At 46.4% G+C, this 22,348-nt stretch carries 24 protein-coding genes; 20 read left to right on the top strand and 4 right to left on the bottom strand.

Annotated elements, in window-relative coordinates:
* Positions 1–245: 245 nt before the first annotated feature.
* On the bottom strand, positions 246–1,214 hold the full coding sequence (locus H0913_RS01190) for a 3-oxoacyl-ACP synthase III family protein (protein ID WP_181477841.1): 969 nt from the start codon (positions 1,212–1,214) through the stop codon (positions 246–248).
* A 369-nt stretch (positions 1,215–1,583) separates the two neighbouring features.
* On the opposite strand from H0913_RS01190, the gene proP reads away from it, so the two are divergent.
* The 7 genes from proP (at position 1,584) to H0913_RS01155 (ending at position 7,742) form a co-directional block, all read left to right on the top strand.
* Positions 1,584–3,086, top strand: a complete 1,503-nt coding sequence (gene proP / locus H0913_RS01185; protein ID WP_108478692.1) for a glycine betaine/L-proline transporter ProP — start codon at positions 1,584–1,586, stop codon at positions 3,084–3,086.
* Between the two features lie 25 nt (positions 3,087–3,111).
* The gene (gene phrB / locus H0913_RS01180; RefSeq protein ID WP_181477840.1) at positions 3,112–4,536 is read left to right on the top strand and encodes a deoxyribodipyrimidine photo-lyase; all 1,425 of its coding nucleotides are present in this window, start codon (positions 3,112–3,114) and stop codon (positions 4,534–4,536) included.
* A gap of 220 nt (positions 4,537–4,756) precedes the next feature.
* On the top strand, positions 4,757–6,160 hold the full coding sequence (locus H0913_RS01175) for an S-type pyocin domain-containing protein (protein ID WP_232368809.1): 1,404 nt from the start codon (positions 4,757–4,759) through the stop codon (positions 6,158–6,160).
* Entirely contained in the window at positions 6,157–6,666 is a 510-nt protein-coding gene (locus tag H0913_RS01170) for a DUF6392 family protein (RefSeq protein WP_181477839.1), read from the top strand. Before H0913_RS01175 ends, H0913_RS01170 begins: the two co-directional genes overlap by 4 nt.
* Positions 6,663–7,154 (top strand): DUF6392 family protein, encoded by a 492-nt coding sequence (locus tag H0913_RS01165; RefSeq protein WP_181477838.1) that lies wholly within the window; start codon positions 6,663–6,665, stop codon positions 7,152–7,154. Before H0913_RS01170 ends, H0913_RS01165 begins: the two co-directional genes overlap by 4 nt.
* A gap of 59 nt (positions 7,155–7,213) precedes the next feature.
* Positions 7,214–7,381 carry a DUF6392 family protein gene (locus tag H0913_RS01160; RefSeq protein ID WP_181478857.1) on the top strand — a complete coding sequence of 56 codons (168 nt, stop codon included), beginning with the start codon at positions 7,214–7,216 and terminating at the stop codon, positions 7,379–7,381.
* 49 nt (positions 7,382–7,430) lie between these two features.
* Positions 7,431–7,742, top strand: a complete 312-nt coding sequence (locus tag H0913_RS01155) for a monooxygenase (RefSeq protein WP_154602233.1) — start codon at positions 7,431–7,433, stop codon at positions 7,740–7,742.
* A 45-nt stretch (positions 7,743–7,787) separates the two neighbouring features.
* On the opposite strand, the gene H0913_RS01150 is transcribed toward H0913_RS01155, so the two are convergent.
* The 3 genes from H0913_RS01150 to paaZ form a co-directional block, all read right to left on the bottom strand.
* A complete protein-coding gene (locus H0913_RS01150; protein ID WP_181477837.1) occupies positions 7,788–8,081 on the bottom strand; it encodes a type II toxin-antitoxin system RelE/ParE family toxin in 294 nt (97 codons plus the stop codon).
* Positions 8,074–8,316 carry a type II toxin-antitoxin system ParD family antitoxin gene (locus H0913_RS01145; RefSeq protein ID WP_006663118.1) on the bottom strand — a complete coding sequence of 81 codons (243 nt, stop codon included), beginning with the start codon at positions 8,314–8,316 and terminating at the stop codon, positions 8,074–8,076. The genes H0913_RS01150 and H0913_RS01145 overlap by 8 nt, the downstream gene beginning before the upstream one ends.
* 128 nt (positions 8,317–8,444) lie before the next feature.
* Positions 8,445–10,505 (bottom strand): phenylacetic acid degradation bifunctional protein PaaZ, encoded by a 2,061-nt coding sequence (paaZ, locus tag H0913_RS01140; protein ID WP_181477836.1) that lies wholly within the window; start codon positions 10,503–10,505, stop codon positions 8,445–8,447.
* 326 nt (positions 10,506–10,831) lie between these two features.
* On the opposite strand from paaZ, the gene paaA reads away from it, so the two are divergent.
* The 13 genes from paaA to paaY all read left to right on the top strand — a co-directional run bounded on the left by paaA (position 10,832) and on the right by paaY (position 22,332).
* Complete coding sequence (gene paaA / locus H0913_RS01135) at positions 10,832–11,770, top strand: 1,2-phenylacetyl-CoA epoxidase subunit PaaA (RefSeq protein WP_154602230.1); 939 nt, start codon at positions 10,832–10,834, stop codon at positions 11,768–11,770.
* Between the two features lie 20 nt (positions 11,771–11,790).
* Complete coding sequence (gene paaB, locus H0913_RS01130; RefSeq protein ID WP_036948387.1) at positions 11,791–12,078, top strand: 1,2-phenylacetyl-CoA epoxidase subunit PaaB; 288 nt, start codon at positions 11,791–11,793, stop codon at positions 12,076–12,078.
* 10 nt (positions 12,079–12,088) lie between these two features.
* Positions 12,089–12,847, top strand: a complete 759-nt coding sequence (gene paaC / locus H0913_RS01125) for a 1,2-phenylacetyl-CoA epoxidase subunit PaaC (protein ID WP_154602229.1) — start codon at positions 12,089–12,091, stop codon at positions 12,845–12,847.
* Between the two features lie 5 nt (positions 12,848–12,852).
* Positions 12,853–13,353 (top strand): 1,2-phenylacetyl-CoA epoxidase subunit PaaD, encoded by a 501-nt coding sequence (gene paaD, locus H0913_RS01120; RefSeq protein WP_154602228.1) that lies wholly within the window; start codon positions 12,853–12,855, stop codon positions 13,351–13,353.
* A gap of 10 nt (positions 13,354–13,363) precedes the next feature.
* Positions 13,364–14,419, top strand: a complete 1,056-nt coding sequence (gene paaE / locus H0913_RS01115; RefSeq protein WP_181477834.1) for a 1,2-phenylacetyl-CoA epoxidase subunit PaaE — start codon at positions 13,364–13,366, stop codon at positions 14,417–14,419.
* 9 nt (positions 14,420–14,428) lie between these two features.
* The gene (paaF, locus tag H0913_RS01110; protein WP_181477833.1) at positions 14,429–15,202 is read left to right on the top strand and encodes a 2,3-dehydroadipyl-CoA hydratase PaaF; all 774 of its coding nucleotides are present in this window, start codon (positions 14,429–14,431) and stop codon (positions 15,200–15,202) included.
* A 2-nt stretch (positions 15,203–15,204) separates the two neighbouring features.
* Entirely contained in the window at positions 15,205–16,014 is an 810-nt protein-coding gene (gene paaG / locus H0913_RS01105) for a 2-(1,2-epoxy-1,2-dihydrophenyl)acetyl-CoA isomerase PaaG (protein WP_181477832.1), read from the top strand.
* 2 nt (positions 16,015–16,016) lie between these two features.
* On the top strand, positions 16,017–17,585 hold the full coding sequence (locus H0913_RS01100; protein ID WP_181477831.1) for a 3-hydroxyacyl-CoA dehydrogenase: 1,569 nt from the start codon (positions 16,017–16,019) through the stop codon (positions 17,583–17,585).
* Between the two features lie 14 nt (positions 17,586–17,599).
* The gene (gene paaI / locus H0913_RS01095; protein ID WP_181478634.1) at positions 17,600–18,040 is read left to right on the top strand and encodes a hydroxyphenylacetyl-CoA thioesterase PaaI; all 441 of its coding nucleotides are present in this window, start codon (positions 17,600–17,602) and stop codon (positions 18,038–18,040) included.
* Positions 18,037–19,239 carry a 3-oxoadipyl-CoA thiolase gene (pcaF, locus tag H0913_RS01090; RefSeq protein ID WP_154638548.1) on the top strand — a complete coding sequence of 401 codons (1,203 nt, stop codon included), beginning with the start codon at positions 18,037–18,039 and terminating at the stop codon, positions 19,237–19,239. The genes paaI and pcaF overlap by 4 nt, the downstream gene beginning before the upstream one ends.
* A gap of 69 nt (positions 19,240–19,308) precedes the next feature.
* Entirely contained in the window at positions 19,309–20,622 is a 1,314-nt protein-coding gene (gene paaK / locus H0913_RS01085; protein ID WP_154602221.1) for a phenylacetate--CoA ligase PaaK, read from the top strand.
* 152 nt (positions 20,623–20,774) lie between these two features.
* On the top strand, positions 20,775–21,716 hold the full coding sequence (gene paaX, locus H0913_RS01080; RefSeq protein WP_181477830.1) for a phenylacetic acid degradation operon negative regulatory protein PaaX: 942 nt from the start codon (positions 20,775–20,777) through the stop codon (positions 21,714–21,716).
* A gap of 22 nt (positions 21,717–21,738) precedes the next feature.
* On the top strand, positions 21,739–22,332 hold the full coding sequence (gene paaY / locus H0913_RS01075) for a phenylacetic acid degradation protein PaaY (protein WP_154602219.1): 594 nt from the start codon (positions 21,739–21,741) through the stop codon (positions 22,330–22,332).
* Positions 22,333–22,348: the final 16 nt, after the last annotated feature.

The following is a 22,348-nucleotide window of genomic DNA, read 5'->3' as shown; positions in this document are numbered from 1 at the left end:
TATTTAACAAGCAGTGCTGATTTTCAAATACGCTTAATAATATGTATTCGATTCTAACTAAATCGATTCCCTATTCCTACCAATGCAGTACATTCAAAAACAGAACAAGATATTCATCCGAGAATATCGAAAGAAGACAGCAATATCAGGACAAATTTAAGGTCGTAAAAAGAGGGTTAGTTTCAGTTATGAACAACCCAGCAAAATCCCATTTATGTTGCACACATCGAAAATCATAAATCTCTTTATATTTTCCAAAGAATGATTCCGAATTGATAACCTGCACCTAACGTCCAAAATAAGACAATATCTTCATCACGGAGTAAATTCTTTTTCTGGCGGCAATAATAAGCAATAAATGGGCTGGTTGCCCCTGTATAACCATATTCATCCGCAATATATTCTATTTTTTTATTAGGAATATTTAATGCTTCTGCCAATTCTGAAATATTGCTTTTCATTACCTGAGAAAAGAAAAAACAACTTATATCATCAATAGTTAACCCATTATTTTTTAATAATTTGTCAATGTGATAAATAGCATGAGGTAAACACTCTTTTGTTGTAAATTTACCCCAGTAAATTTTCTCATCTTGCATATTTTGGCTCTGTGAAAAACCATGCTTAGGAAAACGAGTCTCCCGGCAAAAATTCGAATCCGTATAATAAAAGCTATCCATCAAACCAGAGCTTGTCCCGTTTTGTACTTTTTCTAATGTCATAGCAACTGCTGCATCCCCAAAGAGAACCGATGGGAATAGCTCATTTTGATTACATAGATTTGAAAGATGATCCGAGGCAACAACAAGGGCTTTTTTAGCTATTTTTTTCATCTGCAGTATGATTGCAGCCTGCTCTAACGCCATTAACATTCCGAGGCAATTACCGTTAATATCAATACATACACACTCATTTTTTAAGGCTAAATGATGATGTAAATATAGGGCATTAAGTGGTGACAAATATTCCATCGTCGTTGAGGCAAATATCAAAACATCGATATCCTTATCACTCATTGGGGCTAATGCATTAATCGACATCGTCAACGCATTTTCATCAGGCTGGCTCGTGATATATCGCTGCCTCTGCCCAAAATCATTCAATAATTCCGGTAAATTTTTGACATTTGGATACTTATCAAAATAATATTGGTTATTCCTAATATTTTCAGGATGGTAGATATGAATAGATGAAATTTTTATTGCCTCATTCATTGCATTTCCCTTATCTGTATTAGTTTACCCCCATGGTATAACCCACTAATTAATAAAAAACAATCAACACAAACCACCACATTTTACATTTTGTCGATATTATTGTATTATTGAATCATATTTGACTATCTAAAGGTGATATTTTTGCTTTATTTTAAAAACACAATAAATCAGTATTTCCCTATCAATACACTTCGTTATAAAAACTTGATATAGCTTATTCAACAAGCTTATTAATCAATAAATTTCCATTCAATTAGTTTAGATACTGCATTTAATTATCCATACTAATTTTCATTATTTGCAGATTGTCCGAGCAAATCGGATCGGGAAACCCACATCTTAAAATTCAAATAAGAGGATGGTTCCATGAAGATCAGAAAGAAAAAAGAAAAACCATTAAATATCAACGACATTACAATTATTGATGATGGAAAATTGAAAAAAGCAATCACAGCGGCTTCGCTGGGTAATGCGATGGAATGGTTCGACTTCGGTGTTTACGGCTTCTTAGCCTATGTACTGGGTCAAGTCTTCTTTCCGGACGCATCACCGAGCGTTCAGATGATTGCGGCGTTAGCCACCTTCTCCGTGCCTTTCTTGGTTAGACCCCTTGGGGGTGTTGTCTTCGGTATTCTCGGGGATAAATACGGCCGACAAAAAGTGTTGTCCATGACCATTATTATTATGGCAATCAGTACCTTCTGTATTGGCCTGATCCCATCATACGAAAGAATTGGTATTTGGGCGCCTATCTTATTACTGCTCGCTAAACTGGCTCAAGGTTTCTCCGTAGGTGGTGAATATTCCGGTGCAGCCATCTTTGTTGCTGAATATTCCCCTGACCGTAAGCGTGGCTTTATGGGCAGTTGGTTAGACTTCGGTTCTATCGCAGGTTTTGTGATGGGTGCGGGTGTCGTCGTGCTGATTTCAAGCCTTGTCGGTGAAGCTAACTTCCACGATTGGGGATGGAGAATTCCGTTCTTCTTAGCCTTACCGTTAGGTATTATCGGTCTCTATTTACGCCATTCGTTGGAAGAAACCCCTGCATTCCAACAACATATTGAAAGCTTAGAGCAGCAAGACAAAGCCAATATCCAAAATCCACCGAAAGTCTCTTTCCGAGAAGTTGCATCTAAATATTGGAAAAGCTTGATGATTTGTGTCGGCTTAGTTATCGCCACTAACGTGACGTACTATATGCTGCTGACCTATATGCCGAGCTATTTGTCCCATAATTTGAACTACTCGACCGACCACGGTGTGTTAATTATTATCGCCATTATGATTGGTATGCTATTTGTTCAGCCGATCATTGGTTTAGCCAGTGACAAAATTGGTCGCCGACCTTTCGTTATCATGGGCAGTGTGGGGTTAATTGTATTGGCTTACCCCGCATTTATGATGATTAATAGCGGCTCTGTTGGCTTAATTTTTGTCGGATTGTTGATTCTTGCAGTATTACTCAACTGCTTTACAGGGGTGATGGCATCGATTTTACCGGCTATTTTCCCTACCCATATTCGTTATAGTGCATTAGCCATCGCCTTTAATATTTCGGTATTAATTGCGGGTGCAACACCAACGGCGGCAGCATGGTTAGTTGAAGCGACTAATGACTTGTATATGCCTGCATATTATCTGATAGTCATTGCATTAATTGGTCTGTATACCGGTATTAGAATGCCAGAAACGGCCAATAAACCACTACGTGGTGCAACACCGGCGGCCTCAGATAAAGCAGAAGCAAAAGAAATTTTGAGTGAGCATTTTGACAATATCGAACAGAAAGTTGAAGATATCGAACAACAAATTGCCGAGCTGGAAAAACAGCGTCAGTCGCTGATAAACCAGCACCCAAAATTAGATTAATCCTTAAAAAACAGCGAGGAAAGCGATGTCGGCGTGTCACTTAGTTTGGTTTCGCAACGATCTACGAGTCACCGATAATAAAGCGCTTACCTTCGCGTGTGAGGATCCTACTGCCACTGTGATTGGCGTCTATATTGCGACGCCAGAACAGTGGGCAGCTCACCATGTATCACCAAGGCAAATTGCCTTCTTACATCAAAACCTGGTGGAGCTACAACACGCTTTAGCGAAACGAGGTATTCCCCTGATTTGCCATACCACAGCGACCTTTGCGGATTCCGTTAAATGGTTGCTAGATTTTGCCCAACAGCAAAATGCCACAGGGTTATATTTCAATCACCAGTACGAGTTAAATGAGCGCTTGCGGGATGAACAGTTACGCCTGCAGGCGCAACATCTGAATGTTTTCACCTATGATGATGCGCTATTACTTCCGCCGGGTTCAGTGACGACGCAAAAAGGGGATATGTACCAAGTCTATACCCCGTTTCGCCGCGCCTTTTTGAGTCAATTGCTGATGAGTGATTTTCGCTCGTTTCCTGCTCCCAAACCACGGGGAGCCGCATTAACCGTTGAAAACACACCTCCACTTTTTGCTCACCAATCCGTTGAAATTTCACCGCAATTTATTGCCGGAGAGCAAGCTGCATTAGCGAAGTTACGCCAATTTTGCAGCGAGCGCGTACAAGATTACCAACGCGACCGAGATATTCCCGCCATTGATGGTACTAGCCAATTATCCCCCTATTTAACCCTTGGAGTGCTTTCGCCTCGCCAATGTGTGAATCGCTTATTGGCAGAGAACCCGCAGGTTTTTGACTCCCAAGAAAGTGGCGGTTTTAGCTGGCTGAATGAATTAATTTGGCGAGAATTTTACAGCCATCTATTGGTCGCTTTTCCGCGCCTTTGTCGCCACCAGCCATTTATTGAATGGACGCAGCATATTCAATGGAACCCTGATGAAACAGCCTTAACCGCATGGAAAAATGGGCAAACGGGCTACCCGATTGTGGATGCTGCCATGCGCCAACTCAATCAAACGGGCTGGATGCATAACCGGCTACGGATGATTGTGGCAAGTTTTTTAGTCAAGGATTTGCTGGTCGATTGGCGCAAAGGGGAGCACTACTTTATGAACCAGTTAATCGATGGCACTTTGGCGGCGAATAACGGCGGCTGGCAATGGTCAGCGTCAACGGGTGTAGATGCCTCGCCGTGGTTCCGTATTTTTAACCCAACCACTCAGGGAAAAAAATTCGACCCACAAGGAACGTTTATCCGCGAGTGGCTTCCCGAACTTCGCGATGTTCCCGAGAAATTTATTCACGAACCCCACACATGGGCTGAATCTCACCAAGTCTCTCTGAACTATCCAACTCCCATCATCGACCATAAGCAAGCACGACTGATGACGTTGGAAGCGTTTGAGGCAGGAAAGCGGGCTGTATAGCGTTAGTTTCGCCATTTTTTCACGAGCTCCATACCGATATAAAGCTTCCTTTTCATTTTCTGAAACATCCTTATTTCCTCAATCTATAATTCCACCTTATCTAAAATTCATACTAAGTCTAAATCAATTAAATGGTGAATTTGAGTTAATCTCACTGTATGGTCTTAATAAGGTCATGACATTTTAAGATTGGAGCCTGCTGCTAAAAGGAGATGCTCGGATGCCAGAAAATAACTACATTGGAAGTGCAAGTAGCCGAACAAATATAGGAACATCAACGACAACGGTTTATATCACTGTCCCGAAACTACGATTTTTCATGGAGCCTAGAGCGCTATCTTTTGCTCCTGCGCAATCTATCCCGCTTTCTCCACCAGCAACCGCAATACCAAAACCATCAATATCCCCGAAAGATGCCTTAGAAATATTAACTCAGGTAGTTAAAGCGCCAAACCCGATGACGATATTATTGATGGGTCTTTTTTACTCGCCGAGTGTGGGTGATGCGACAATGGATCGTATTTTTATTGGTCGTCCTTTTGAGAAGCGACTCATTTTTGGTGGTTTTTCTCGTTCAGCATCAACGGTATCTACCTATGACTATACGTCGGAAGCCTTTTTAAGAGAAATAGCCGCGGCAAAAAGTACAGTAACAACCCGTGTTCGTTTTCGAGTCATAGTAGATGAAGAGACGGGAAACCCGAAAATTGTTGGGTATGAAGTGGATGAAAAAAGTGGATTAGATAGGGTAAGAGTCCGCTTTGCTGAAATTCGTGAGGATGGCACGGCGACATTTTCAGACCCTGAATTTAAAGGACAATTTGTTTGGGATCTCAAAGAGAATACGGTGGAATACAATGATTACACCGCTCAGGAAGTCGCAGAAAAACCTATACTAGGTTTTCAGTCCGTTAAATTTAGTTTAGATAACGGACGTCGGGAAACCATCGTTCATGATGGTGGTGAGATTGGACATACATCCCCACCAACCCCTTTACCTGAACCGCAAAAAATTTGGAGTTTGCCAAATCCTATTCCCGATATTGAAAAACCAGAAATAACCGTCAGTCCGATACCCGAGCAATCAACGGGATGGATTGAATGGGTGCCTATTCACGAAACGGATTTTAATGATTATGTAATTGTCGATCCTCGAGGAGAAGTACCTGCAATCTATGTGTTTTTTCAAAAAGAGCCAGTCGATGATTTGGAAGTGGATTATTACGAGAATTTTATCGGACGTTCAAGAGGGGGAATGTATGAAATAGATCACCTTCCGTCTAAAGCAGCTGTTCGTATGTATTTAAAAAACAAATATTCAACGTTAACAGAAACACAATTAGATAAAATGGTTAATCAAGTGGCTTCAATTGCGATACCTAAAGAGGTGCATCAAAAATGCAGTGAAACTTATGGAGGACGGAATAATAGTTGGGTTAATCTTGAAAATGGATCATCAATACGCCGAAAAGAACTGGATGCGCAAAGTTTACGGGAGGCGGTTAACAGAAATTGGGCTGCTAACCGAGAGTGCCTAGAAAATGAAGGCTACGATAGCAAATTACTGGATGAAAAATTAGACAAAATTCATGAACTAAACGAAGCAAAAGGATTATACAAATGAGTGTAAATATTGAAGCGTTAGTACAACGGTTAGGGGATACCTATGATGAACTTTATCAAGACGGGTTAATCCCTTATAAAACTAAGCCCCAAGGCAACTCTGGAGATGATGTATTAACACTTAGAATGTCAAAGGAATATACATTTTTAGCATTTGATAATCCGTCCAAAAAATTATCACAGATTACTATGACTCTCATCCCAGATAATAAGCGTAATGGATGGATTTTCCCGAACCAAATTCCCTTTGGATTAGAACAAGTGATGTCTGATGTTTGGTTTTATGAGCATATAGGCAATCCAATAAGACAAGCTCCTGAAGATGTTATTTTGGGTATCCCTATAGGAAAAACTGAGGTATTTAAGCTAAGCATTACAACGCAATCTATGGAGCCTATAGCTATGATTGTGAGCTTTCACCCCAAGATGAAAATGCTTGCTCAAGAAGTTACTTTTGAATTATTAGCGAATTTGGAAAAACGCTGGAAAGTAGATCATTACAAATGAGTGTAAATATTGAAGCATTAGTACAACGGTTAGGGGATACCTATGATGAACTTTATCATGACGGGTTAATCCCTTATAAAACTAAGCCCCAAGGGAATTCAGGAGATGATGTTGTCACGCTAGATATGAAAAAAGAATATGTTTTTTTATCTTTTGATAATCCATCAAAAACGTTAAGAGAAGTCACAATAACAGTTATTCCAGATGATATGCGTAATGGGTGGAAGTTTCCCAATGATATTCCTTTTGGGTTAGAGCAAGTGATGACAGAGGTGTCATTGCGTGAACGTTTTGGTTCACCTATTCGCATTGCTAATGAAAAAATAGTTATGGGTATACCTTTAGGTAAAATGGAGGTTTTTAGGTTTAAAAATGAATCGTTAAGTCAGGATATCGCTATTTCTTGTCGCTATGGCTTTAAAAAAGTTAACGTAAAGGAAGTTACGTTTGAATCACTTGAACAACTAAATAATGAATGGAAGCAATAAAAATCCTAATGCTCCAATGTGACCTAATCTCAACGGAGCGAAGCAAAAGGATTATACAAATGAGTGTAAATATTGAAGCATTAGTACAACGGTTAGGGGATACCTATGATGAACTTTATCGTGACGGGTTAATCCCTTATAAAACCAAACCTCTAGGTAACTCAGATCATGATATCCACACTCCTTGCACTTATTTTCCCCCCAATCCCCAATTTGATCAATCCTAAATAAAAATTACTGGTTATGATAATCAGACAACAACAATAGGAGGCAATAATGCAGGTGATTTTACAGGTTGATTTCCCATACCAAGGTCCATGGGGTGAAGAGATGGCGGCGGCAATGGAAGGATTAGCACAATCCATTAACCAAGAGCCGGGGTTTATTTGGAAGATTTGGACTGAAAACCAACAGACCCAACGGGCAGGGGGCATTTACTTATTTGCTAACCAAGCCGATGCGCAAGCGTATCTCGAAATGCACAGTGCGCGGCTCAAATCCTTTGGCGTACCAGAAGTGAGCGGGCAAATTTTTAGTGTGAATACCGCACTCAGCCAACTGAACCAAGCGCAATTTATTCAAAAATAGTTTCAATGGAGAGGGCATTTTTGCCTTCTCTTATCCCGTTAAAATTTACTCAGCAAAATCCAATTCATCGACATCCACAGATTGATGAATAACGCGGGAGATAAAAATAAATGGGGTCTGGGGCATGTAATATATGGAATGTTTTTTAAACTCAAATCGCCTCATCCCTTTACATACCCAATGACACTCTTTACCTATCCATGGCGAACTAGCCAGTAACTCAAACGTTTTTTTTAATTCATTGTGATATTTTTTCGCCTGATTAACACTGAACTGCCGTATTGTGTAACGAGCAATTTGATAAATATCTTCTTCCGCAATTTGAGAAATTTTATACATTTAAATCCTTTTCCGCTCTGGCAAAAATGTCATCCATGCTGCTTTCACTTTCCGGTGAATTCAGTCCATCCAATACCATTTTTCTCACATATTCAAGCCGTTGCTCTCTCTCTTCCATCATACGCAATGCGTCCCTTATCACTTCTGATGTATTGCCATAGCGACCAGACTGGATCATATCGCCAATAAAACGGTTGAAGTGCTCCCCCAATGTCACACTTGTTACTCTCGCCATAAACTCACCTGTCATCGCATTGTATTACTCAGTCATACAACTATAGCAATGAATTTCTGTTGCTTCCAGCCAACGAAAACAGAAAGGGCATTTTGCCCTCTCTGATAACTTCGCCCTCTACCACAGCATCAAAAATCCCCGTGGCGGCGCTCCACCAGCGTTAAAATACTGTATAGCGCCACGATATCGTTGTGCTGATTAAACACTTGGACATCCCACTCGATAACCCCATTTGGCTTATCTTCGGCTTTTTTCTGGGCTTTTTTGATCTTTTTCTTGCACGTTAAGCGCACTTGGATGGTATCGCCAATTTTGACTGGCTCGATAAAACGCAAGTTTTCCATCCCATAGTTCGCGATAACAGGCCCGACTCCCGCATCCACAAACAGCCCCGCTGCTGCCGATACCACAAAATAGCCGTGGGCGATGCGCTCGCCAAACATGGATTGCTCGGCGCCGAGTTTATCCACATGCACATAGAAATTATCCCCGCTAAGGCAGGCAAAATTCACAATATCCGCCTCAGTCACCGTGCGTCTTGCGGTCAATAACGTGTCGCCAATCACTAACTCTTCGAAATATTTACGGAACGGATGCACCACATCGGCAATAGCCTCAGCGCCGCGCATCCACTGCTTACTAATCGCAGTCAACATGGATGGACTGCCTTGCAATGCCGTGCGCTGCATATAATGTTTTACCGCTCGTAAGCCACCCAGCTCTTCACCGCCCCCGGCACGTCCAGGGCCACCATGTACCAACATTGGCAAAGGTGAGCCGTGTCCCGTGGACTCTTTCGATGCCGCTTCATCCAGAATAAACATCCGCCCATGCGCCCGTGCCGTTGCACGGATCACCGTCTGCGCCACTTGGCTATCGGCGGTCACCAGCGAGCCGACTAAGCTTCCGCCTCCTAGCGCCGCCAACTGCACCGCTTGCTCTAACCCGTCATAACTCATTAATGTTGCCACGGGACCAAACGCTTCAGTTTCGTGTACCGCTTGATGCACAAATGGCTCAGCACAGTACAGCAATGTCGGTGGGAAAAATGCCCCTTTTTCGCTATCGCCACCTACCACCTGCATATTAGCAAAGCTACCACCACATAAGCGTTCGCAGCCATTTTCGAGCAGATAATTCACTTTATCCTGCACATCTCGGCGCTGTTCAAGGTTAATCAATGCGCCCATTCGAACCCCTTCCACGGCAGGATCGCCCACCGTGACGTTCGAGATGCGTTTTAGTAGGGCATTTTTCACATTTTCCAACTGAGTTTTCGGGACGATAATCCGGCGGATAGAAGTACATTTTTGCCCTGCTTTCATGGTCATTTCATTGACCACTTCTTTGATAAACAGCGCAAATTCTGGTTGTTCCGGCTGAACATCCAAACCTAAAATGGCGCAGTTTAATGAGTCCGCTTCCATGGTAAAAGGCACGGATTTTTGATTAATACGTGGGTGAGATTTGAGTTTTTGTCCAGTTCCTGCTGAGCCGGTAAAGGTCACCACATCTTCGAAATCCAAGTGGTCGAACATATCCCCAACGCCGCCACAAATTAATTGAATCGCCCCTTCGGGAACTAACCCGCTCTCCATCATCAACTTCACCATCGCGTGAGTCAGTTGCGCGGATGCAGTGGCGGGTTTGATAATGGCAGGCATTCCCGCTAGCCACGTTGGCGCCAGTTTTTCTAGCATACCCCAGCACGGAAAGTTGAACGCATTGATGTGCAAAGCCACGCCACGGCACGACGTCAAAATATGGCGGGCAACAAACTGCCCCTGTTTTGATAGCGGGATCATCTCGTCTTCTGACCACACAGTATCATCCGGCAGCTCACGGCTTGCCAGACCCGCGTAGGAAAATAGGGTGCCGATTCCCCCTTCAATATCTACCCAACTGTCTGATTTAGTGGCGCCTGTCTGGCCAGAAATGGCATATAACGCCTCTTTATGGGCAAGTAAATGTCTCGCAACCGCTTTGAGCATCTCTCCGCGCTGTTGAAACGTTAATTTCCTTAGCGCCTCGCCACCGACATCACGCCCGTATTGTAGGCTTTGCGCTAATGGCAGCCCTTCAGAGGTCACTGCATAGAGTGCTTCATTGGTTAGTGCATGAAAAATCGGACGACCTTCCCCTGCTCCCGTTGCCCACTTCCCCATAATGTAACTTGTTAAATGTTGCATGTTCCATCTCCAGAAAAACGACAATAAACCATTTTTAGATGTTAAATATGTATCACATAAACAATCATAGATGCCAATCGAAATTTAACAAATAAAATACAAGTAGAGTTAATTTGAGTATTTAGGGAAAGAATCACACAAAAAACGATGATTTTATTATATTGATTTATATGGATATAGTTTGATTACTTGTGAAGTGAATCGCAAAAACCCTACAAACAGCATTGATCTTATTGTTAACTATTCCTAGCATTAATGTTAAATAAATGTGTTTCATATTTTTATATTAACTTAATTTTTATGAATCACTTTAACGGAAGATAACAATGAACGAGCAAAATAAAATCCACTTCGATGCCAAAATCGAAGCTGACATCGCCATCGAGCCCAAAGATTGGATGCCCGATGCTTACCGACAAAACCTCATTCGCCAGATTGGGCAGCACGCCCATTCAGAAGTGATTGGCATGCTGCCGGAAGCCAATTGGCTCACTCGCGCTCCAACCCTACGCCGTAAGGCCGTTCTGCTAGCAAAAATTCAAGATGAAGCGGGGCACGGTTTATACCTCTATAGCGCCGCAGAAACCTTGGGGTGCACTCGCCAAGACATCTACCAAAAGATGCTCGACGAAAAGATGAAATACTCCTCCATTTTCAACTATCCGACGCTCAATTGGGCGGATGTGGGTGTGATTGGCTGGCTGGTTGATGGCGCAGCAATTGTCAACCAAGTGGCACTATGCCGTGCCTCTTATGGGCCTTATGCCCGTGCGATGGTAAAAATTTGCAAAGAGGAGAGTTTTCACCAACGCCAAGGTTATGAAGCTGTCATGGCATTGGCTGAAGGCACCGACGAGCAAAAAGCCATGCTGCAAGACTCCATCAACCGCTTTTGGTGGCCAGTATTAATGATGTTTGGTCCGAATGATTCTGACTCCCCTCATAGCGCCCAAAGTATGGCGTGGAAAATCAAGCGCTTCAGTAATGACGAGCTGCGCCAGAAATTTGTGGATAACACCGTGCCGCAGGTGGAAGCCCTCGGTATGACTATCCCCGACCCTGACCTGTACTGGGATGATGCGTTGGGTCACTACCGTTTTGGTGAGATTGATTGGGAAGAGTTCTACCAAGTGATTAAAGGGCAAGGGATCTGCAACCAAGAACGCCTTGATGCGAAGCGCAAAGGTTGGGAAGACGGAGCTTGGGTGCGCGAAGGCGCAATGGCTCACAGTCAAAAACAAAAAGCCATTAAATCTGCGGCTTAGCCACCAAGAAGGAAAAGACGATGAACAATCAAGATTGGCCACTGTATGAAGTGTTTGTTCGCAGTAAACAAGGTTTAGCCCACCGCCATGTGGGAAGTTTGCACGCCGCCGATGACCAAATGGCGCTGGAAAATGCTCGCGATGCTTACACTCGCCGTAGCGAGGGTTGCTCCATTTGGGTCGTCAAAGCCGCCCATTTGGTCGCGTCTCAACCTGATGAAAAAGATCAATTTTTTGACCCCGCGGACAGCAAGGTTTACCGCCATCCAACCTTTTACACCATCCCTGATGGCATCAAAAACATGTGAGGAGCTTGAAATGACCGAAAAACAGCAGCTCCACCATTATGTTTTACGCCTCGGAGACACTCCACTGATTCTGGCACAGCGCCTGTGTGAGTGGTGTGGTCACGCCCCTGAAATCGAAATTGACCTTGCGCTGTCCAACATCGGCTTAGATTTACTGGGACAAGCGCGCAATTTCCTCAGCTATGCCGCAGAACTCAAAGGCGCAGGTTACAACGAAGACAAGCTGGCTTACCTGCGTGATGAGCGTGAATTCAGCAATTTACTGCTTGTCGAACAACCGAATGATGGCTTCAACGATACCCTCGTACGCCAGTTTTTTATCGATGCCTACCATGTGCCCCTGTACAGCGCACTGACTCAAAGCCGTGACCCACAGCTCGCCGCCATTGCCGCAAAATCCCTTAAAGAAGCCCTGTACCACCTGCGTTTTAGCCGCGGTTGGATGATCCGATTAGGGGATGGCACCGCACTGAGCCAGCAGAAACTGCAGCAATCTATCAACCGCTTATGGCGCTTTACTGGCGAATTGTTCCATGCCGATGAAATTGAAATTACGTTAAGTGAGGCAGGCATTGCCGTTGACCCGCGCACACTGCGCGATACTTGGCTGCAAACCGTGAACGAAACCTTTGAAGAAGCCACTCTCAGCCTACCTGAGCAAGCTGCTTATCGATTAGGTGGCAAACAAGGCAGCCACACTGAGCACCTCGGTTTAATTCTCACGCAGCTGCAATTTGTGCAACGCGCTTACCCCAACAGCCAGTGGTGATAGTGATGGAACAGAGAATGCAACTTCAATCCCCCGATATTCATCAGATCTGGCAGCAGCTTCAGCAGATCCCTGACCCTGAATTGCCGGCTCTGTCTATTACTGATCTCGGCATGGTGCGCCATGTGAAGCCGACCGAACAAGGCTGGCAAATTGGGTTTACCCCAACCTATTCAGGCTGCCCTGCCACCGAATTTTTAATCAATGAAATCAAAATGGTTCTCGATAGCGCGGGTTTCTCATCTGTGGATGTGGAAGTGGTATTAACCCCCGCATGGACCACGGACTGGATGAACCAAGATGCCAAACGGCGCTTACGTGAATTTGGCATTGCCCCCCCACAAGGCACGGCCTGTGAACATCCTGAGCATACGGGAGCCATCTGCTGCCCGCGTTGCGATAGCGAACAGACGGAAAAAATTAGCGAGTTTGGCTCTACCGCCTGCAAAGCGCTGTATCGCTGCAATGAATGCTTAGAACCGTTTGATTACTTTAAATGTATTTAAGGGCACACTCATGACTGTCTTTCACCGTTTAAGTATTGCCGCTATTGACCGTGACACGCCCGATGCCGTGGCGGTCACCTTTCATATTCCTGAATCTCTGCAAGCGCAGTATCGTTACCGCCCAGGTCAACATTTAACGCTAAAAGCCGCGATTAATGGCGAAAATCTTCGTCGCTGCTACTCCATCTGTAGCGCCCCCAATGAAAACGGGCTAAAAATTGGCGTTAAAGCTATCTACGAAGGGCGATTTTCTAACTTTATCAACCAACAACTGAATGTTGGGGATAGCTTAGAAGTGATGATCCCCCAAGGGCAATTTGGCTACCAACCCGATAGCCAGCAACAAGGGCACTATTTAGCCGTGGCCGCAGGCTCCGGCATTACCCCGCTGTTATCCATCATCAAAGCCACATTGCAAACCGAGCCAAATAGCCGCTTTGTACTGATTTACGGTAATCGCAATAGCCGTTCAGTGATGTTCAAAGAAGCCATTGCTGACTTAAAAAACCGCTTTGCCACCCGTTTTCAAGTGCTGTATCTGTTTAGCCAAGAGCCGCAAGAGAGCGCGTTACTCAGCGGGCGCATTGATGCGCAACAACTCAGCGCTTTAGGGAAATCCCTGCTCAATTTTAGCCAATTCGACCGCGCTTTCATTTGCGGTCCAGAGTCCATGATGGATGAAGTCCAAGAAACCTTAATTCATCAGGGTATGGCCCAAGAGCGCGTACACACCGAGCGCTTTAATACCTCTGGTGCGAAGTTCAAACCGACGATTGCCACCAGCGAAAGCCGCCAAGTTACCCTTCAATTAGATGGGCGCACCTTAAATATCAATATGGATGGGCAAGATGACAGCATCCTTGATGCCGCACTGCGCCAAGGTGCTGACTTGCCTTACGCCTGCAAAGGCGGCGTATGCGCCACCTGCAAATGCAAACTGCGCTCAGGGGAAGTGGAAATGGGGGTGAACTACAGCCTCGAACCTGACCAAATCGCCGCCGGTTATATCCTCAGCTGCCAAGCATGGCCAAAAGGGGATGGCGTGGTATTGGACTTTGATGTGTAGGGATGAGCAATGGAAAATAATTGGATTTTATCTCAACAACATCATCGCGTTCTGACGCTGACGCTTAATCGCCCCGATGTGCGCAACGCGCTGAGCACACCGTGCCTTAAATTACTGGTTAAGCATCTTGAACATGCGCAAACCGACGACAATATCGGCGCTATCGTTATCACCGGCAACCCGCGTTTCTTTGCCGCAGGGGCTGATCTTAAAGAGCTTCAGCAGCAAACCGTTGCCAGCGCCATCACGGATAAACGTCCACAAGTTTGGCGTCGTTTTGCGCAAATCAGCAAACCGATTATTTGTGCCGCCAATGGCTACGCGTTAGGGGCTGGGTTCGAGTTACTGCTCGCCAGCGACATCATTATTGCGGGGGAATCCGCCCGCTTTGGTCTACCGGAAATTACCCTTGGAATGATCCCCGGTGCGGGCGGTACTCAGCGCCTAATTCGCGCAGTGGGCAAATCCCTTGCCATGCAGATGGTACTCACCGGAGAAACCCTCAGTGCTGAGCAAGCCAAACAAGCCGGATTAGTCAGTGAAGTGTGCGTGGACGCACTCACCCTTGAACGCGCTCAAGCCATCGCCAAACGCATTGCAGGACATGCGCCTTTAGCCGTGAATGCCGCCAAAGCTGCGCTAGTAAGCGCCCAAGAAACTCACCTGACCGAAGGCTTAAAACTGGAGCGCCAGTATTTTGCCAGCCTTGCGGGTACGGACGATCGCCAAGAGGGGATCGCCGCCTTTTTCGAAAAACGATCCCCCCAATTTACAGGACGCTAATCATGATAAATGACACCGTGATCACCGAAGAGATGATCCTTACAACGCTGGAAGATGGGGTGCTCACGATTACCTTAAACCGCCCTGACCGTCTAAATAGCTTTAACGATGAGATGCATCGCCAGCTAAGCGCGGCCATTAAAATCGCCGAACGAGACGAAACCGTCCGTTGCTTAGTGATCACCGGCGCGGGTCGTGGATTCTGTGCGGGGCAAGATCTGAACGATCGTAATGTCGCTGTCGGATCCGAAGCCCCTGATCTGGGCTTTTCCGTCGAAACTTACTACAACCCGCTGATCCGCCGTTTAGTCGCATTACCAAAACCGATTATTTGTGCCGTGAACGGCGTTGCCGCAGGCGCGGGAGCGGCGATTGCCCTTGCGGGAGATATTGTCATCGCCGCGAAAAGTGCCAGTTTTATTCAATCATTTTGCCGCCTCGGGCTGGTGCCTGATTCCGGTGGAAGCTGGTTTTTACCGCAATTAGTCGGTCGTGCCCGTGCTATGGGCATGGCGATGCTAGGAGATAAAATCAGCGCGGAACAAGCATTGCAGTGGGGCATGATTTGGCAAGTCACGGAAAATGACCAACTCGCCACCACCGTGGGCAACCTCGCGAAGCACCTTGCGACTCAACCGACTTATGGGTTGGGGCTGATCAAAAAAGCCATTCACAGTGCCGCCACCAATACCCTTGATGAGCAGCTCAATTTAGAGCGAGATTTACAGCGCCTAGGCGGGCGCAGCCATGATTACCGTGAGGGCGTCGATGCGTTTTTAAATAAACGCGAACCGACGTTCCAAGGAAAATAACCATGAAGACTTCACTGAGCCCATCGATACAAAATGTCGCAGTCATTGGCGCAGGTACTATGGGCATTGGAATTGCGCAAGTCGCTGCCAGTGCGGGTCTACAAGTGCAACTTTTTGATGTGAACGCCCAAGTGTTGCAGCAATCTTTAGCGGCACTCACCACCCGTTTACGCAAACGCGTTGAACAAGGCAAAGCCGACGCCAAAAGCACAGAAGAAACCCTTGCTCGCCTCCATATTGCCGACAGCCTTGCCACCCTTGCTGGCACCGACTTAGTGATTGAAGCCGTAGCAGAGAAACTCGCTATTAAGCAGGCTATTTTCAGTGAACTTGAAGGCATTTGCCGCGAAAGCACGATTTTTGCCAGTAACACCTCGTCATTATCTATCACGGCGATTGCCAGCGTACTCAAACACCCTAAACGCATGGCTGGCTTGCACTTTTTTAACCCTGCTCCTGTGATGAAGCTAGTAGAAGTGATCCGTGGACTTGAAACCGCAGAGCACGTGATTGAAACCCTAAAAACCCTGACACTGGCATTCAATAAAATTCCGGTGATTTGCCGCTCCACACCGGGCTTTATTGTTAATCGTGTAGCAAGGCCTTTTTATGCGGAAACCTTACGAGCACTGGAAGAACAAGTGGGCAACCCCGCTACGTTAGACAGTGTGATGCGCGATGCCGGAGGCTTTTCCATGGGGCCTTTGCAACTGACGGACTTAATCGGCCATGACGTGAATTACGCCGTGACGGAGTCCATGTTTCAAGCATTTGGCTATGACCCGCGTTTCCAAACCGCATTTGCGCAATTGGCGTTGGTGCAAGCGGGGCATTTAGGGCGCAAATCCGGTCGTGGATTTTATGATTACGCCGTTGATAATCATGATGATCATAATAAATTCGCATCTCAGGTCGACGTCGCGCCTTCCATAGTGCAGTCTCGCCAGCTCGACATCAAAGCCCATGGAAATTGGCAAATATTTCCTGAACTTAAGCAACTCTTACAGCAAAACGGGATCTGCCTCGAAGAAGCTGAACAAAAAATGCACCAGTCACCCTCACTGGTTGTTAACGGGGTTATTATTATGTTAACAAATGGTGAAATGACATCCACTCTTGCGCAAAAGCTTGATAAGCCCGTGGTGCAATTTGATTTATCCGCCAACTACGTTGCGGCAACCACTATCGCTATCAGTTGCGCAGTACAAAATAGCCACCAGCAAAACCAAGATGCGATTGCCTTTTTTCAGTCCCTCGGCAAGCAAGTGATTGTGCTGCCGGACTACCCTGCGCTATTAACCCTGCGCACCGTTGCCATGTTGTGCAATGAGGCTTTGGATGTGGTGAATAAAGGCGTCGCAAGCGCCCAAGATACTGATTTGGCGATGCGTTTCGGCGTGAATTACCCGAAAGGGCCACTAGCATGGGGCGCTCAAATCGGTTGGTCACATATTTTGCATACCCTTGAACATTTAACTGATTTCTATGGGGACACGCGTTATCGCCCCAACCCATTACTACGCCAGCTTGCCGCCGGTTTTCAGTCACTCTCATTGGAGGCATTGCCATGAATTCACTGCCCAACATTAATTCACTGCCCAACGTCACCCTCGCTCAGCAAGCGGCACATGCTATGTACCGCGATGACACTTGCGCCAAAGCCATGGGAATGGTGATTGAAGATGTGGCCGAAGGCTATGCGCAACTCACCATGGTGGTTACGCCCAACATGTTGAACGGGCACAAAACTTGCCACGGCGGGCAGTTGTTTAGTCTGGCAGATACCGCGTTTGCGTATGCCTGCAACAGCCAAGGTTATGCTGCCGTCGCCTCCATGTGTTCCATCGATTTTTTGCGCCCCGGTTTTGAAGGGGATGTGCTCACTGCCACCGCCAAAATGCAGCACCAAGGTAAACGTAGTGGGTTATATGAAGTCGAAATTACCAACCAAGATGGCAAACCACTGGCGCTGTTTCAAGGTCGTTCCCACCGTTTAGGTCACCGTTTAGTTGGAGATGCCTCATGAATGACGCCTATATTTGCGATGGTATTCGCACCCCGATTGGTCGCTATGGCGGCGCGTTATCCTCACTGCGTCCCGATGATCTGTCGGCTATCACTCTAAAAGCCTTGATGGTACGTAACCCACAATTAGACTGGACGTTAACCGACGATATTATCCTCGGCTGCGCCAATCAAGCGGGGGAAGATAACCGCAACGTCGCACGAATGGCGGGGCTACTGTCTGGCTTACCGATTTCAGTATCTGGCACCACCATCAACCGCCTATGTGGCTCTGGCTTAGATGCCATCGCCCTTGCTGCTCGCAGCATCAAAGCTGGGGAATCGGGATTGATGATTGCCGGCGGTGTGGAATCCATGAGCCGTGCACCGTTTGTGATGGGCAAACAAGATGCTGCCTTTTCTCGCCAAGCGCAAATGTTTGATACCACGATTGGCTGGCGATTTATCAACCCATTAATGGAGCAGCAATTCTCCACTGATTCCATGCCAGAAACCGCCGAAAACGTGGCACACACTTACAATATCAGCCGCGAAGACCAAGATGCTTTTGCCCTGCGTAGCCAACAACGCACCGAAGCGGCTCGCCTTAAGGGCATCTTTGCCGAAGAGATTGTTCCCGTCACCGTGAAATTGCGCAAAGCGCAGCAGCAAGTCACGGAAGATGAGCACCCACGTCCTGAAACCACCCACGAACAACTGCAAAAACTGAAAACGCCGTTTCGTGAAAATGGCAGCGTCACTGCGGGCAATGCTTCGGGCGTTAATGATGGTGCCGCCGCCTTGATTATCGCCTCCGAAGCGGTTGCCAAGCAGCAAGGGTTAACCCCACGAGCGCGAGTGATTGCGACGGCCACCTGTGGTGTCGAGCCGCGTTTAATGGGTATCGGCCCTCTGCCTGCCACTCAAAAAGTACTGAAAATGGCAGGGCTGACTATCGAACAAATGGATGTGATTGAGCTGAATGAAGCCTTTGCCGCTCAAGCACTGGCGGTATTGCGAGGCTTAGGTCTGCCAGATGACGCCCCGCAGGTTAACCCCAATGGTGGAGCTATCTCCTTAGGGCACCCGCTGGGTATGAGCGGATCGCGCTTGGTGATTTCCGCCATGAATGAACTGCACCGTAAGCAAGGTCGCTACGGGTTATGCACCATGTGCATCGGTGTGGGTCAAGGTATTGCAATGATTATTGAACGAGTCTGAATAACAAAACTGCCTGACTCCCCCTACACCTGCTCAGGCAAGTATCAATAATAATAAGGATTGGCAATTATGAGCATGACACAACACGATAATATCGACCCGATCGAGTTTGCTTCTCGCGATGAGATCGAGGCGCTGCAGTTCTCACGAATGAAGTGGACACTCACTCACGCATACGAAAATGTGCCAATGTACCGCAAAAAATTCGATGCTGCGGGCGTACACCCTGACGATTTTAAACAGCTTAGCGACATCGAAAAATTTCCCTATACCACTAAGCAAGATTTACGTGAAAACTACCCATTCGACACCTTTGCTGTGCCAATGGAACAAATTACCCGCATTCACGCCTCGTCGGGTACCACCGGTCGCCCAACGGTTGTCGGTTATACCCAACAAGATATTGATAACTGGGCAGATTTAATCGCTCGCAGCTTACGCTCTGCTGGCGCGACTCGCGGTGATAAAGTCCACGTTGCCTATGGTTACGGGCTATTTACTGGCGGGCTCGGGGCGCACTATGGGGCAGAGCGCCTTGGTGCGGCGGTTATTCCCATGTCCGGCGGTCAAACCGAGAAACAAGCACAGCTAATTGTCGATTTTAAGCCCGATATCATCATGGTGACGCCATCTTACTGCCTTAGTATTATCGACGAACTTGAGAAAATCATGGGCGGAGACGCTAGTAAGTGCTCACTAAGGATTGGTGTCTTTGGTGCAGAACCGTGGACAGAATCCCTCAGAACCGAAATTGAAACTCGCCTAGGAATCAGAGCCTTAGATATTTATGGCTTATCAGAAGTGATGGGACCTGGCGTTGCTATGGAGTGTGCGGACTCCGACGAAAGCGGCCCAACTATCTGGGAAGACCATTTTTACCCTGAAATTATCTGCCCAAATAGCCTAAAAACCCTCGGTCATGGGGAGCATGGTGAGTTAGTGTTCACTACCCTCACAAAAGAAGCCATGCCAGTGATCCGCTACCGAACCCGCGACCTTACTCACCTAAAATCGGGTGGAAACCGCCAAATGCGCAGTATCGGAAAAATCACGGGTCGCTCCGATGATATGATGATTATCCGTGGTGTGAACGTTTTCCCGTCTCAAATTGAAGAGCAAATCATGCAATTCAAAGAGTTATCGCCACACTACCAACTAGAAATTGGGCGCAAAGGCAATATGGATAACCTCTCTGTGCGCGTTGAGCTCAAACACCCTGAACAACTGACTTTTGATGAGCGCTGTAATATCTGCCACAACCTCAAACACCGTATTAAATCCATGGTGGGGATCAGCACCCGAGTGAGCATCGTCAACTGTGGGGATATCCCCCGCTCACAAGGCAAAGCCCAGCGCGTAATTGATACACGAATTGCCGTTTAGTTTCCGAGAATGAGGTGTATTCATGATGAATACGCCTCTCGGCCGGTTTCCTCACAATGCTCACACTCTTCGGCACGAAAACAAGACAATCGACTAGTTTTTGTCTAAGATTTGCCAAGCACCTGATACATAAATTTTAGGGATAAAATCATATGGAAACCAAACTCAGCCAATTTATACACTACGCCATTGAGAGCCAGCCTATCAGCGGAACGTCGCTTATCAGCTCCCTATATGGAGATGCTTTGCACCACCGTGGTGGCGAAGTTTGGTTAGGTAGCCTGACCAAATTGCTTGAGCCAATGGGTTTTTCCGACCGCTTTGTGCGCACCTCCGTGTTTCGTCTACAAAAAGAAAACTGGCTAGATGTCGAAAAAATAGGACGCCGCAGCTACTACCGTATTTCAGAACGCGGACAAAACCGCTTTCGCCGAGCGGAAAGCAAAATTTACCTCAGCGAACAGCCTGAATGGGATGGCACATGGGATTTACTACTGCTGGAAAGCGCGGATAAAGACGAAAAAATTCGCCTTAAAAAAGAGTTTGGTTGGCTCGGGTTTGGGCAATTTAATAGCGGCTTGATGGCTGCGCCAAGCCGGACACAAAGCGATATTCCCGCCTTACTGGGGGAGTTAAACGCAGCTGACCAAGTGATTTACTTCCGTGCCAACTATCCCTTTAATCGCTCTGAGAAAAAATTAAAGGAATTGGTGTTCGATGCCTGGTCGCTACCTGAAATTTCAGAGCATTATCATCAACTTATCAACTTATTCCGCCCTGTAGCATTATTGCTAAAAGAGCATGGGGAACAGACAATTTCCCCTGAATTATGTTTCCAGCTGCGCCTATTACTGATCCATTTTTATCGCCGCGTGATCTTAAAAGACCCGTTGCTCCCTGATGAATTACTGCCTGCACAATGGGAAGGACATATTGCGCGCCACTTGTGCACCAATATTTATCAGCGTATCGACCAAGGTGCCACCCAGTATGTCACCGACTTGTGTGAAACCACCGTTGGCGAACTACCACACCCCTCCAGCGCCTATTATCGACGTTTTGGCGGTATTCTTCGAGAGCTAGCAGCCGCATAATCACTTTGCTAAAGGAACCTTTATGCCATTTTATCAAATTGACGGTATCACCCCTGTCGTTAGCCCAGAAAGTTTTGTTCACCCTACTGCCGTGATCATTGGCGATGTGGTCATTGGTAAGCGCGTTTATATTGGCCCTAACGCCAGTTTACGCGGAGATTTTGGGCGACTGATTATTAAAGATGGGGCGAATGTGCAGGATAACTGCGTGATGCACGGTTTTCCGCAATTCGATACCATCATTGAGGAAGATGGGCACATTGGTCACGGTGCTATTTTGCATGGCTGTCATATCAAACGTAATGCATTAGTAGGCATGAATAGTGTGGTGATGGATGGTGCGGTAGTGGGCGAAAATTCCATTGTCGGCGCTTGTGCGTTTATCAAAGCGGATGCGCAATTTCCCGATAACAGCTTGATTATCGGAACACCCGCCAAAGTGCTGCGTAGCCTGTCAGAGCAAGAAATTGAATGGAAAAGCAAGGGCACACTGGATTACCAAACCTTAGTGACCCGCTGCCTCAATACATTCCAAGAAGTGACACCGCTGACAGAGGAAGAGCCTAACCGTCCAAAACTGGTCTTTGACGATGTTGTTCCCAAGTCCAGACTGTAAAAGTGAGCGCATGTCG

It is taken from the genome of Providencia rettgeri (assembly GCF_013702265.1).
In the GTDB taxonomy this organism is placed as follows: Bacteria; Pseudomonadota; Gammaproteobacteria; order Enterobacterales; family Enterobacteriaceae; genus Providencia; species Providencia zhijiangensis.
The sequence above is the reverse complement of the archived record's forward strand: the minus strand, read 5'-3'. Positions and strand labels throughout refer to the sequence as shown.

What these genes read in the sequence shown, in the direction of transcription:
- H0913_RS01190 (WP_181477841.1), bottom strand. Translation starts at nt 1,214, where the DNA reads ATGAATGAGGCAATAAAAATTTCATCTATTCATATCTACCATCCTGAA.
- proP (WP_108478692.1), top strand. Translation starts at nt 1,584, where the DNA reads ATGAAGATCAGAAAGAAAAAAGAAAAACCATTAAATATCAACGACATT.
- phrB (WP_181477840.1), top strand. Translation starts at nt 3,112, where the DNA reads ATGTCGGCGTGTCACTTAGTTTGGTTTCGCAACGATCTACGAGTCACC.
- H0913_RS01175 (WP_232368809.1), top strand. Translation starts at nt 4,757, where the DNA reads ATGCCAGAAAATAACTACATTGGAAGTGCAAGTAGCCGAACAAATATA.
- H0913_RS01170 (WP_181477839.1), top strand. Translation starts at nt 6,157, where the DNA reads ATGAGTGTAAATATTGAAGCGTTAGTACAACGGTTAGGGGATACCTAT.
- H0913_RS01165 (WP_181477838.1), top strand. Translation starts at nt 6,663, where the DNA reads ATGAGTGTAAATATTGAAGCATTAGTACAACGGTTAGGGGATACCTAT.
- H0913_RS01160 (WP_181478857.1), top strand. Translation starts at nt 7,214, where the DNA reads ATGAGTGTAAATATTGAAGCATTAGTACAACGGTTAGGGGATACCTAT.
- H0913_RS01155 (WP_154602233.1), top strand. Translation starts at nt 7,431, where the DNA reads ATGCAGGTGATTTTACAGGTTGATTTCCCATACCAAGGTCCATGGGGT.
- H0913_RS01150 (WP_181477837.1), bottom strand. Translation starts at nt 8,081, where the DNA reads ATGTATAAAATTTCTCAAATTGCGGAAGAAGATATTTATCAAATTGCT.
- H0913_RS01145 (WP_006663118.1), bottom strand. Translation starts at nt 8,316, where the DNA reads ATGGCGAGAGTAACAAGTGTGACATTGGGGGAGCACTTCAACCGTTTT.
- paaZ (WP_181477836.1), bottom strand. Translation starts at nt 10,505, where the DNA reads ATGCAACATTTAACAAGTTACATTATGGGGAAGTGGGCAACGGGAGCA.
- paaA (WP_154602230.1), top strand. Translation starts at nt 10,832, where the DNA reads ATGAACGAGCAAAATAAAATCCACTTCGATGCCAAAATCGAAGCTGAC.
- paaB (WP_036948387.1), top strand. Translation starts at nt 11,791, where the DNA reads ATGAACAATCAAGATTGGCCACTGTATGAAGTGTTTGTTCGCAGTAAA.
- paaC (WP_154602229.1), top strand. Translation starts at nt 12,089, where the DNA reads ATGACCGAAAAACAGCAGCTCCACCATTATGTTTTACGCCTCGGAGAC.
- paaD (WP_154602228.1), top strand. Translation starts at nt 12,853, where the DNA reads ATGGAACAGAGAATGCAACTTCAATCCCCCGATATTCATCAGATCTGG.
- paaE (WP_181477834.1), top strand. Translation starts at nt 13,364, where the DNA reads ATGACTGTCTTTCACCGTTTAAGTATTGCCGCTATTGACCGTGACACG.
- paaF (WP_181477833.1), top strand. Translation starts at nt 14,429, where the DNA reads ATGGAAAATAATTGGATTTTATCTCAACAACATCATCGCGTTCTGACG.
- paaG (WP_181477832.1), top strand. Translation starts at nt 15,205, where the DNA reads ATGATAAATGACACCGTGATCACCGAAGAGATGATCCTTACAACGCTG.
- H0913_RS01100 (WP_181477831.1), top strand. Translation starts at nt 16,017, where the DNA reads ATGAAGACTTCACTGAGCCCATCGATACAAAATGTCGCAGTCATTGGC.
- pcaF (WP_154638548.1), top strand. Translation starts at nt 18,037, where the DNA reads ATGAATGACGCCTATATTTGCGATGGTATTCGCACCCCGATTGGTCGC.
- paaK (WP_154602221.1), top strand. Translation starts at nt 19,309, where the DNA reads ATGAGCATGACACAACACGATAATATCGACCCGATCGAGTTTGCTTCT.
- paaX (WP_181477830.1), top strand. Translation starts at nt 20,775, where the DNA reads ATGGAAACCAAACTCAGCCAATTTATACACTACGCCATTGAGAGCCAG.
- paaY (WP_154602219.1), top strand. Translation starts at nt 21,739, where the DNA reads ATGCCATTTTATCAAATTGACGGTATCACCCCTGTCGTTAGCCCAGAA.